Here is a 12,761-nt window from a genome sequence, read left to right as displayed (position 1 = left end):
CAGATAATTATGCAACCAAAAAAAACAAAAATATGATTTATTATTACTTACTGCAAGGGCATCCGAAATACCGGAGGCTTTTAAAATTCATTATGCTAATGAAACTAACCTGTATCATGGTTTTCATTACCTGTCTTAATGTTTCTGCATCGGTTTTTTCTCAGGAAAAAATCTCACTCGATGTAAAGAAAACAAAGCTAGCCAGGGTTTTACAGATTATTGAGCAGCAAAGCAGTTATCATTTTGTGTATAGCTCTTCTTACGTTCCTGTTAATAAGGATGTAAGTATTACGGTTTCTAATACTTTAGTTACTGAAGTTTTATCTACAATTTTAAACAGAACAAATTTAAAGTATTCAGTTTCTGATGGAGGTTTAATTGTTATCAGCAGAAATAAAGAAGTTCCAATTTCTGGAACGGTTAAAGATGCACTTGGCGGTTCACTACCCGGAGCCACAGTAAGGGTAAAAGGAACGGCGATTGGTGTATCGACAGATGTTAACGGAAAATTTGCTTTAAATGCTCCTGAAAATGCTGTTCTTGTTGTTTCTTACGCAGGATTTCAAACCAAAGAAGTTTCAATAGGTAATCAAACCAGTATTGATATTGTTTTAGCTGAGGATACGAAACAACTTAGTGATGTTGTGGTTACAGCTTTAGGTATCAAGAAAGAAAGAAGGGCTTTAGGTTATTCAGTAACTCAAGTTGGCGGAGAAACCTTAACACAAGCTCGTGAAAATAACATTACAAATTCTTTAGTTGGTAAAGTTGCCGGTTTAGATATCGCCGGAACATCAGGTGGTGCAGGTGCTGCAACTAACGTAACCATTCGTGGTGTTTCAAGTTTGGGCTCTTCAAGTCAGCCATTATATGTTGTAAATGGTATCCCGATGGAAAGTGCTCCAGTTGGATTTGGCAGTACAATCGGAATTGGTAATAATGGTGGTCAGTACGATAATGCACCTGATTTGGGCGATGCAATAAGCAACTTAAATCCCGATGATATCGAAAGTATTTCGGTGCTTAAAGGTGCGGCTGCATCTGCGCTTTACGGTAACAGGGCAAAAGCTGGGGTAATTTTAATCACCACAAAAAGTGGAAAAGGAAATAGCATAGAGTTTAGCAGTAATTACGTTGCCGAACAGATTATGGACAGAACAAACTGGCAATATGTTTATGGTCAAGGTGTAAATGGGTTAAAACCTACTACGCAACTTGCTGCGGCTTCAACTGGAAGTTCTAGCTGGGGTGCAAGATTAGATGGTAGCAGTGTTATCCAGTTTGATGGTGTGAGCAGACCATATACTGCACAAGAAAATAATATTGAAGATTTTTACAGAACTGGAGGAAGCTGGACAAATACATTAGCGCTGAATAAATCGTTCACTGGCGGTGTAATTCGTTTATCAGCAAGCGATTTAACCAATAAATCTGTTGTGCCAAACTCTGGTCTCGACAGACAAAACTTCACCTTATCAGGAACTTTTGATCCAATCAAGAATTTAGTAATCGATGCTCGTGTAAACTACATTTTAGAGCAGGCCAATAACAGACCAATGCTTTCAGACGGTGCAGGTAATGCCAATTATAATGCTGCATTTTTACCAACAAGTGTAAATATTGCAACCTTACAGCCTGGTAAATTACCTAACGGAAACGAACTTTCTTACAATACAGGTAATCCTTATGCAACAAACCCATGGTTTGCAGCTTACGATTTTATTCACAATACCAAAAGAGAGCGTTTATTAAGTTCATTCAGTGCTAAATATACTTTTGACAACGGATTATTTTTACAAGGAAGAGCTGGTAGAGATTCATATAATGATAGTTACATCGCCGTTACGCCTTCTGGCACAGCTTACGATGCTGATGGTGGTTATACTGAACAAAACAGTAAATTCTCTGATATTAATATCGATGGTTTAGTTGGTAAATCTTTTAAAGTTGATGATTTCTCCATCACACCAAATATTGGTGCAAGTTTTCGTCGTACAAAAAGCGAAGCCGTTACTAATGGAGGTGCATCATTTCAGTTATTCGGTATTTATACTTTAGCAAATACAGGTGGGAAATCAGTTTCAGCTTATAAACAAGACCAAGAAACGCAATCGGTCTATGGAACTTTAGAACTTGCTTATAAAGATGTTTTGTACTTAACAGGAAGTGCCCGTTCAGATTGGTTCTCGACGCTGGCTACACCAGGCAAAGACAATAAACTTAACGTAATCTATCCTTCGGTTAGTGGTTCATTTGTGTTTTCCGAATTATGGAAACCATCGTTTTTAAGTTTTGGTAAATTAAGAGCAGGTTATGCAATGGTTGGACAAGCAACTATACCTTTCCAAACTCAACTTTATTATAATTTACGTAGCGAATCCATCAACAACAATCCTTTAGGAAATATTGTAAACAGTTCTATTCCAAATTCATCTTTAAGAGCTTCAAAGGCAACTGAGTTAGAAATTGGTACTGAAATGAAGTTCTTTAAAGATAGATTAAGTTTAGATTTTACCTGGTATAACAAAAAATCTACTGATGAAATTCTTCCTGTTCCAACTTCTACTACTACAGGTTACAGCGGTGCTGTTTTAAATATTGGTGAACTTAGAAACAAAGGTGTTGAAGCCTTAGTTTCTGGTATAGTTTTAAAGAACGAAGATTTCAGCTGGACATCAAGTGTAAACGGTTCATATAATGATAACAAGGTAATTACGCTTGCGCCTGGAACAGCATCTCAGCTTTTAGCAACTTCAAGAAGTAATGTTGGTTTCTTGCAAAATTTAGAAGGTAAAGCTATCGGACAGGTTATGGCTTATGATTTCTTATACGATGCGACAGGCAATATTTTAAAAGATGCAAATGGTGCACCACAAAGGGGAGAGTTAAAGGCTTATGGTTCAGCTTATAATAAGTGGGCTGCAGGCTGGAATAACGAATTCAATTATAAAGGTGTAAATCTATCTTTCTTAATTGATGGAAAATGGGGCGGAAAAATCTTCTCGGCTACTGATTACTACGGTTACATTTTTGGCTTACATCAGGCAACGCTCGAAAATCGTGATGCTTTAGGTGTTAATGCTGCAAATTATTACAGCACTTATGCTAACAATGTTTCAAAGCAATTCGTTCAAGACGCTAGTTTCATCAAATTCAGACAAGTAATTCTTGGTTATAATTTCCCGGCTAAAATGTTTAATAATAAGATTAAAGGCTTAAATGTAAGTTTTGTTGGGCGTAACTTATTTATCCTGATGAAAAGAACGAATAACATCGACCCTGAATCTAGTTATAATGCAACCATTCCCGGTATGGAGCTAGGCGGTGTGCCACCTGTGCGTACTTACGGTTTAAATTTAAGTGTTAAGTTATAATCTTCTAAACGAATTGAAAATGAAAACGATCATAAAATTATACGTACCACTTTTATTATCTGGTTTAGTACTGATATCTGGGTGTACAAAAGATTTCCAAAAAATTAATACCGATCCTGTTTCGGTAAGTCAGGAACAATATAATCCAAATTACTTACTGTCAACGGCTCAATTAACATATACTGGTAGTACCGATTTTGCATACGAAACCTGGAGAGGAAATTTGATTTATGCCTCTACAATGATGCAAGGCATGTCATCTGTAATCGGATATTGGGCAGGCGATAAATACATGTTAAACGAAGGCTATACGGCTGCTTATTGGGAAAAGGCTTATCCTGATCAGGTAAAATATGCTGTTGATTTGGTTGAATTTACCAGAGGAAAAGCGCAATACAATAACGTTTATAATATGGGAAGAATCTGGAGAGCTTTAATTTTTGAAAGATTAACAGATTTGTACGGAGATATTCCTTATTCTGATGCAGGAAAGGGTTATTATTCTGCAATACTTTATCCAAAATACGATGCTCAGCAAGCCATTTATACTGATTTATTAAAAGAAGTTGATGAAGCATCTACTGCTTTAAATGCTTCGGGCGATGTTGTAAATGGCGATTTGGTTTTTGGTGGTGATGTTGCAAAATGGAAACGTTTTGGTAACAGTTTAATGTTGCGTATGGCTATGCGCTTAACCAAAGCCGATGCAACGCTTGCACAAACCTACATTACAAAAGCGGTTGGTAAAACCATGACCAGCGATGGTGATAACGCAATTTTTAAACACGATGCAAATGGCGGTCGTGTAACACAAAATAGAAATGCACAGGTTTTATTAGGAGATGGTGGTCAGGAAAATTACTACACCAGATGGAGCAGCACTTTTATTAATTTCTTGAAAAGCAATAACGACCCACGTTTAAGTAAAATTGCAGTTACCAAATTGTATTTAACAGATGGAAGCAAAACTCAAAATCCTAATTTTATCACTATAGCAGCAGTACAAAAAGGAATGCCTAATGGTAAAGATTTGAGTGGTATTGCAGGTAGAGATGTTCGTCAGGATGCTTCTTACACTGATTTTACAGATTATTCTTCACCGCATCCGGGTATGCTAAAAAGAGATGGTAACACCTTCATATTAACATATGCAGAAAGTGAACTACTTTGGGCAGAAGCAGCACAACGTTTTAATATCGGCGGTTCGGCAGCTACGCATTACAACGCAGGTGTAACAGCGGCAATGACATTCCTATCTCAGTATGATGCAGCGATGGCTGTAAACGCAAGCGATGCAGCCGCTTATTTAACTGCGCATCCTTATGTTGCAGCAAACGGATTAGATATGATTGCTACTCAATATTGGGCACATACCATCACTATGTTAGATTTTTATGAAACATGGGCAAACTGGAGAAGAACAGGTTTACCTGCGTTAGTTCCAATTGTGTATCCAAATACCAATACAGGTGGTTCAATTCCTCGTCGTTTTCCTTACCCTTTAGCAGAAGGTGTATCTAACGCGGCAAACTATAAAGCGGCTTCGGCAGCAGTTCCCGGAGGCGATAAGCTTGTTGGAAGAGTTTGGTGGGATAAATAATTTCACCATTTAAATCATCTCTACGAACGGTTCTGCAAATAGCAGAGCCGTTTTTTTTATGGTAACATTTTCAATGTTTTTTTGAATAGCAAAAGCTTTAGTTTGATATTTATGGTTCAAACCAAACTTTAAATGAAATTCAAATTTATACTGTCGGCATGCTTGCTTACAAGCGTTTTTGCCAGTGCACAGCAAACGCCACGAAGAACTCCGGCAAAAGAAACTACAACAACATCACAAGTTACCATTAAAGAAGAACCAAAACCTACGGGCAGCGAAAGAGCCATTAAGGTAGAAAGTGCTGTGATAACAAACCATAGTGTTAATATTGGTGGTAAATCAGTGCCATACAAAGCCACAACAGGTACATTGCCTGTTTGGGATGAGGAAGGAAAACCAATTGCAGGTTTATTTTACACTTACTACGAAAGAAGTGATGTACAAAATAGAGATAAAAGACCTTTAGTTATTTCCTTCAACGGTGGCCCGGGTTCAGCTTCTGTTTGGATGCACATTGCATATACTGGTCCGGTGGTTCTTAACATTGATGATGAAGGTTATCCGGTACAACCATATGGTTACAAAGAAAATCCATATTCAATTTTAGATGTTGCAGATATCGTTTACATCGACCCGGTTAATACGGGTTACTCAAGGGCAGTTAGTAAAGATATTCCGGGAAGTAAATTTTTCGGTGTAAGAGCTGATATTAAATATTTGGCAGAATGGATTAATACTTTCGTTACCAGAAATAATCGTTGGGCATCGCCAAAGTTTTTAATTGGCGAAAGTTATGGTACAACCCGTGTTTCCGGACTTGCTTTAGAACTGCAAAACAACCAATGGATGTATTTAAATGGTGTTGTTTTGGTTTCGCCAACAGAATTAGGTATCGAACGTGGTGGTCCGGTTGATGCAGCTTTGCGTTTACCTTATTTTGCTGCAACGGCATGGTATCACAAAGCTTTGCCAGCAGATTTACAATCAAAAGATTTAACAGCAATGCTGCCAGAAGTGGAGCAATTTACCATTAACGAAGTTATTCCGGCAATTTCCCAGGGCGCCATGTTAAGTGCTGAGAAGAAAAAAGCAGTCGCAGCTAAAATGGCTCGTTATTCTGGCATATCTGAAAAGGTTTTTCTTGATTACAACTTAAATGTTCCAACAAATTTCTTCTGGAAAGAACTTTTAAGAGATAAAGGTTTCACCGTTGGTCGATTGGATTCTCGTTACAAAGGAATTGATAAAATGGCTGCCGGAGAAGGACCTGATTATAACGCAGAACTAACATCCTGGTTGCATTCTTTTACGCCGGCGATAAATATGTACTTAAGAAATGAACTGAATTATAAAACTGATTTGAAATACAACATGTTTGGTTCGGTGCATCCTTGGGATAATTCTGGCGATAGAACCGGAGACAATTTACGTCAGGCGATGGCACAAAACCCATATTTACACTTATTAGTTCAATCTGGTTATTATGATGGTGCTTGCGATTATTTCAACGCAAAATATAGCATGTGGCAGTTAGATGCTGCGGGTAAGCTGCAAGATAGAATGAGTTGGGAAGGTTATCGCAGCGGCCACATGATGTACTTACGCAAAGACGATTTAAAAACATCTAACGAACATGTTCGCGAGTTTATTAAAAAAGCATTGCCAAAAACCGGAGAAGCGGCGAAATTTTAACCAGGATTTTTGAGGATTAATGGATTTTCAGGATGATTGAGATAAAACTAAATCACTTTAAATCTGCGTTTTTTTCTGCGTAAATCTGCGGAAAAATCTTTTAAAAATAATTTGTAGCGCAAAGATGGTACAACAATTAATCGTTAGTCCTGCTTTGCGCTACAATCTTTTTAAACTTCTGTCATGCTGAGGCACGAAGCATCTGTTCATAGGTTGCAGATGACAGCTTATTTATGTTACTGTACCAAAAAGTATTTCCGCTCCAATCACGGCTATTTTACTTATGCGATTGCAAGAAAAACCCCCTCGTAGTTGTAAAAACCTGCGTAATTTAAACCTGATAGTAGCGCTATCCTTTTGTGCTGTCATCCTGAGCGTAGTCGAAGGAAGCACAAAAGATATAGCGAATAGCAGGACTAACTTTTCAAATGAAAAACTGCAACTGCTTTTCAAAAAAATGATTTGAAATATTTCAAGTTTTCATTATATTTCTACCTAAACCAAGTAACAATGAATTTCGTTCTCAATCTAACCTGTGTTATTGCTGCAATAATACTTATCAGCTTCGGTGTAAATTCTATCAGTCAGCCCTCAAATTTGAAGGTTTATATCGGCGTTTTCGAAATTATTGTTGCCTTTATAATTTTATATTTTCCTATTCAAAAACTATTTAAAAAACTTTAACGCTCATGGACGACGGAACTACAAGAGGAACACTTATTAGACGATTTATTAAATATGGCTCAATTGTTATTGGTCTTATTATAATTTATGCTGTTCAACCTTTTACTTATGAAAATATTGATGCCGGAAATGTAGGTATAAAAATAAATTTATATGGATCGGATAGAGGTGTAGATAACATTACAATTGTTACCGGAAGGGTTTGGTACAACACCTGGACAACCAAAATTGTAGAATTTCCTACTTATACACAATCTGTAGATTATGAGCCATTTGTTGTTACCACAAAAGATGCTGCCGAATTTAAGGTAGACCCTAAGTTAAATTACCATGTAAATTCTACCATGGTGCCGCAAATTTACAGGCAGTACCGTAAACCATTAGCAGAAATTGAGCAGCAGTTTATGCGTAATACCATTTATGATGCGTATAGAATTGTAGCAAACTCTTTCAGTTCTGATTCGGTTATGAGTAACCGCGAACGTTTTGAAGATAGAATTCAGATGATTTTAACTAAAAACCTAAGTAAAGATGGTTTTGTGTACGACCAGTTAACATCGGCAATTACGCCGCCTGAAAGTTTAAGGCAAATGATTGATGAGAAAAACGCATCGATACAGGCACGTTTAAAGGCAGAAAATCAAGCTAAACAAGCAGATGCAGAAGCAAAAGTTAAAGTTGCAACGGCAACTGGTGAAGCACAAGCTTTACTGGTTCGTGCCAAGGCAGAATCGGAAGCAAATAAATTAAGACAGCAATCTTTAACGCCTTTATTGGTGCAACAGCAATGGATACAAAGATGGGATGGTAAGTTGCCTACAACGCAGGCAGGCGGAAATTCGAGCTTTATGTTGCCTTTGAAATAACCATTAAGTGTTAATAAAACACTAACTGTTAACTGCAAACTAAAAATAATTACTTATTTTTGTTGTCCAATTATGCAGCAAATAAAAACATCATTCGATTTTGAGAAACCTATTGCCGATTTAGTTCAGCAGATAGAAAAGGTTAAACAAGTTGCCGAAAAGACTAAGGTAGATATGTCTGCCACTTTAGATGAACTTGATGGCAAATTAGATGAAACCACAAATAACTTATATAAAAATTTAACCGGCTGGAATAAGGTTCAAATGAGCCGTCACCCAGACAGACCACAAACGCTGGATTATATCAATATGATTTGCGATGATTTTATCGAACTTCATGGAGATAGAACGGTTAAAGATGATAAGGCAATTATTGGCGGTTTTGCAACAATTAATGGCCAAACTGTGATGGTTATTGGTCACCAAAAAGGTAAAAATACTAAAGAACGCCAGTTCCGTAATTTCGGTATGGCTAACCCGGAAGGTTACCGTAAAGCATTACGTTTAATGCGTTTGGCTGAAAAGTTTAATAAACCTGTAGTTTCTTTTATTGATACGATGGGTGCTTACCCGGGTTTAGAAGCTGAAGAACGTGGTCAGGGTGAAGCAATTGCACGTAACTTACTTGAAATGTCTATTTTAAGAGTACCAATTATCTGCGTTGTTGTAGGTGAGGGTGCATCTGGTGGTGCTTTAGGCATTGGTATTGGTGATAAAGTTTATATGTTAGAACATACTTGGTATTCTGTTATTTCTCCTGAATCTTGCTCATCTATTTTATGGAGAAGCTGGGATTTTAAAGAGAAGGCTGCTGAATGTTTGAAGTTAACATCTGATGATATGTTCGGCAATAAACTAATTGATGGTATTATTCCAGAACCTTTGGGTGGTGCACATCAAGACCCGGAATTAATGGGACAAACGCTTAAAGATTATCTTTTAAAAGATTTAGCTGCTTTAGGTAAAATCAAAACAGATAAACTGATAGAACAAAGAATTAACAAGTTCTGCGAAATGGGACTTGTAAACGAATAATTTTAACAAATCATTATATTAAACCTGCTTAATTTATTAAGCAGGTTTTTTTGTGCACCAGACTTACGAAGTTTAATTAAGCGCTTTGTTTAAAACTTCGTAAGTCTTGCACAAGACGTTTAGTTGGACTTACGAAGTTTTAATCAGCACTTTGTTTAGAAAACTTCGTAGGTCTTGCAAAAGGCGGTTATTAGACTTACGAAGTTTATCGGCGTTTTGTTTAAACCTCATCGTCTTATTTCAGCATCCTAAAGCGTTAGATGCTTTTATAGACTTACGAAGTTTCTTTGCAATATGCTAGTGAAACTTCGTAAGTCTTAGCCCTCAGGGTGACGGCAACGGAAGGAAAACAAAAAAGCAGTTACAAATTAATGCAACTGCCTTAAATACTTTAAAACTTTCGAAGTTTATTCCGTTGGCTGCTGACCAAAATATCTGCTGAATCTGCCTTCGAGAGAAGTAAACTGGCGCTCTAATTGTGCGCTTACTTTGGCTTGTCCCATTGCTTTCGAAGTTTTAACCATTCTATCCAAATAGTACAATCCTGTTTGAATATTTTGCATACCTGTTAAGCTAGATTTTGAATCAGAAATATCTGCTAAGTAGGTTAACTCTTTAGTGATATAATCTCCTGATTTCGTTAAGATATCATTTGCTCTTGCGCTTTCTCCAAGTTTGTAAAGGTTTTCTGCCATGTAATATTTTACAACCACAGTGCGGATTCCGTAAAACTTATCCGGCATTACTTCAAAATATTTGTTAACCACTTTTTTAGCTTCATCTACTTTACCTTCTTTAATTAAGCTTCCAGTTAAACTGCTAAAAAGGTTTGTGAAAATGAAAGTATCATCAGATGATTGTGGATCTAAATATTTAGCGGTTTTCATATTGCCCCACTTAAATTTATCCATTACATTTTTGTAAAGAACCGGAGTATTTAATAATTCTTCTCTCTCTTCGCTTGCTGTAGTATCGGCTTTTAATGGCAATAATCTTAAAGCTAAACCTTCGCTGTATAAATACTTATCTAAGCCATTATATTGTTCTGATGGAACTGTAGAAGCGAAATAGATAGGGCGTTTCCAATTGTTATGTGCTAAAATATCAAACATTGCCAATGTTCCTTTCGTAACATAACCTTTGTTAAATTTCCATTCCATTGCCGGTGTAATTTTATCAGCATCAGCTGCCTGAACAGTTCCAGTGCTAATCACTTCCTGCGGATTGATGGTTAATTTGAAATTCTTAGTTGGTAAGAAGTTTGATTTCGTTCCATCCTGCATCGCAACTTTATCTTCAGCACTATCAGATAATAATAAATCGACCACATTTTTAAGCTCCACGCTACCGGCAATTTTATAATCATCGTAAGGCATTACATCACGTTCACCTTGTACAAATTGCGATTCTTTCATCGAAATTGGCAATGGTTCAGAATCGTTTTGCTTTTGCTTCATTCCATTGATATACCAATCAGTATCAAATAAACTCAAGTTTACAATACGTACATCTGGGCGAACTTTTTCAACTTCCTGAATATACCAAAGCGGATAAGTATCATTATCTCCATAAGTGAAAATAATGGCGTTTGGTGCGCAAGATTGTAAATAATCGTAAGCAATATCATGCGCTACCAACTTAGTTGAACGATCGTGATCATCCCAACCTTGTTGTGCCATAATAATTGGTGCTGCAAATAAACCAATAACAGTAGCTGCAATTGCACCAGTTGTTGGGGTTAACTTTTTAAACAGCCATTCTTTTATCGCCAACACACCTAAACCTATCCAAATTGCAAAGGCATAGAATGAGCCAACATAAGCATAATCACGTTCACGAGGTTCAAGAGGTTTTTGATTTAAGTATAAAACGATTGCAATACCTGTGAAGAAAAATAGTAAACCAACAACACCAGCATCTTTTTGGTTACGTTGAAAATGCCAGATAGCACCTAATAAACCAATAATCAATGGTAAAAAGAAAAAGCGGTTGTATGCTTTATTATCAACAGTTGATGGAGGTAAATTAGTTTGATTGCCATGCCAGATTGCATCAATTGGTTTAACACCGCTTAATGAAGTTCCTTCAAAACCGCTACCTTGACCTTGTTCATCATTTTGGCGACCAATAAAATTCCAACCGAAATAACGTAAATACATGTAGCCAATTTGGTAGCTAAATAAGAAACCAACGTTATCAATGGTATTCGGTTTTTTACTTGGGTCTAAGTGCATCCACTCTTTGTAGAAATCGGCATGACGCTGATCATCGCTGTACATACGAGGTAAAAATGTATTGTCGCTGTATTGATAATCGCTTTTCTTACCTGCAACTTCATACTTTTCTGCACCTTTTCTGTAAATGGTTTTTCCTTGTTCAACACCAACACGTTCAGAGTTATAATTCGGACCAAAAACTAATGGTCTATCGCCATATTGTTCACGGTTTAAGTAACTTAAAAATGAGAAAGCATCTTTTGGCGCACTGTTATTTAAGTTCGGGTCTGCTTTTGCTCTGATGATAATCATTGCGAAAGAAGCATAACCAAATATGATTAAAACTGTAGAAATTAAACCTAAGTTTAATAATTTCTTCTGGTGTTGAATAGAGTATCTGATACCCCAAACCAATAAGCCGATAACAATCAGAGCAAAGAATAATACACCCGTTCCAAAGCCTAAACCTAAAGTGTTTACAAAGAACAAATCGAAGTAAGCACCAAATGAAACCAAGTATTGGATGATACCATACTGAATCACACCTAATATTAAAATCCCTACAATTAAGGTTTTTATAATGCCTGAAGTGGTTACTTTTTCAGCTCTTTTGAAGTAATAAATGAAAGCAATTGCCGGAACAGTAAGTAAGTTTAATAAGTGAATACCAATTGATAAACCCATAATGTACGCGATGAACAATAACCATCTGTCTGCTCTTGGTTCATCTGCGTGAGATTCCCATTTTAAAATACCCCAGAATACTATAGCCGTAAATAAAGATGATTGTGCGTAAACCTCAGATTCTACAGCTGAAAACCAAAAACTATCAGAAAATGTGTATGCTAAAGCACCAACAATACCCGCACCCATAATGCTGTAAAGATTTGATGTAGAAACTTCTTCGCCTGCTTTTACAAGCGTTTTCTTAGCTAAAGCAGTTATCGTCCAGAATAAAAATAGGATGGTTGCCGCACTTGAAATGGCTGAACCGATATTCATCCAATAGGCAACTTTAGTAACATCGCCAAAGGCAAAAATACCAAAAAAACGTTGTATCATTAAAAATAAAGGCGCACCTGGTTGGTGTACAACTTGCATTTTTAACGCAGAAGCGATAAACTCTCCGCAATCCCAGAAACTTACAGAAGGCTCTAAGGTTAAAACGTAAGTTATTGTAGCAATTAAAAAGCAGATCCAGCCTACTATATTATTAACTTTTGAATAATTCATTGGTTTTTGATAATGGATAATTAAATGTTACTGTGCATAAAAATGCTGCCGAAATTAATTA

The 12,761-nt window shown here is 36.7% G+C and carries 6 protein-coding genes; 5 read left to right on the top strand and 1 reads right to left on the bottom strand.

Annotation, left to right across the window (positions count from 1 at the left end):
* The first annotated feature begins 98 nt into the window (after positions 1-98).
* The 5 genes from ACO05K_RS13515 (at position 99) to ACO05K_RS13495 (ending at position 9,251) form a co-directional block, all read left to right on the top strand.
* Positions 99-3,374, top strand: coding sequence for a SusC/RagA family TonB-linked outer membrane protein (locus ACO05K_RS13515; RefSeq protein WP_421944961.1), 3,276 nt, complete (start codon positions 99-101; stop codon positions 3,372-3,374).
* A gap of 19 nt (positions 3,375-3,393) precedes the next feature.
* A complete protein-coding gene (locus ACO05K_RS13510) occupies positions 3,394-4,974 on the top strand; it encodes a SusD/RagB family nutrient-binding outer membrane lipoprotein (RefSeq protein ID WP_421944960.1) in 1,581 nt (526 codons plus the stop codon).
* 132 nt (positions 4,975-5,106) lie between these two features.
* Positions 5,107-6,666, top strand: a complete 1,560-nt coding sequence (locus ACO05K_RS13505) for a S10 family peptidase (RefSeq protein WP_421944959.1) — start codon at positions 5,107-5,109, stop codon at positions 6,664-6,666.
* A gap of 689 nt (positions 6,667-7,355) precedes the next feature.
* Positions 7,356-8,216 carry an SPFH domain-containing protein gene (locus tag ACO05K_RS13500; RefSeq protein WP_421944958.1) on the top strand — a complete coding sequence of 287 codons (861 nt, stop codon included), beginning with the start codon at positions 7,356-7,358 and terminating at the stop codon, positions 8,214-8,216.
* A 72-nt stretch (positions 8,217-8,288) separates the two neighbouring features.
* Entirely contained in the window at positions 8,289-9,251 is a 963-nt protein-coding gene (locus ACO05K_RS13495) for an acetyl-CoA carboxylase carboxyltransferase subunit alpha (RefSeq protein ID WP_421944957.1), read from the top strand.
* Positions 9,252-9,658: 407 nt separating this feature from the next.
* Here the strand turns inward: ACO05K_RS13495 and ACO05K_RS13490 are convergent, their stop codons facing one another.
* Positions 9,659-12,700, bottom strand: a complete 3,042-nt coding sequence (locus ACO05K_RS13490; RefSeq protein WP_421944956.1) for a protein O-mannosyl-transferase family — start codon at positions 12,698-12,700, stop codon at positions 9,659-9,661.
* Positions 12,701-12,761 lie beyond the last annotated feature (61 nt).

It is taken from the genome of Pedobacter sp. (genome assembly GCF_965227205.1).
Lineage (GTDB): Bacteria > Bacteroidota > Bacteroidia > Sphingobacteriales > Sphingobacteriaceae > Pedobacter.
This window is presented reverse-complemented; position numbering and strand designations above follow the sequence as displayed.

Bases quoted from the DNA above. Each gene is read 5' to 3' on its own strand.
- ACO05K_RS13490 (WP_421944956.1), bottom strand. From the start codon at position 12,700: ATGAATTATTCAAAAGTTAATAATATAGTAGGCTGGATCTGCTTTTTA.
- ACO05K_RS13505 (WP_421944959.1), top strand. From the start codon at position 5,107: ATGAAATTCAAATTTATACTGTCGGCATGCTTGCTTACAAGCGTTTTT.
- ACO05K_RS13495 (WP_421944957.1), top strand. From the start codon at position 8,289: ATGCAGCAAATAAAAACATCATTCGATTTTGAGAAACCTATTGCCGAT.
- ACO05K_RS13515 (WP_421944961.1), top strand. From the start codon at position 99: ATGAAACTAACCTGTATCATGGTTTTCATTACCTGTCTTAATGTTTCT.
- ACO05K_RS13500 (WP_421944958.1), top strand. From the start codon at position 7,356: ATGGACGACGGAACTACAAGAGGAACACTTATTAGACGATTTATTAAA.
- ACO05K_RS13510 (WP_421944960.1), top strand. From the start codon at position 3,394: ATGAAAACGATCATAAAATTATACGTACCACTTTTATTATCTGGTTTA.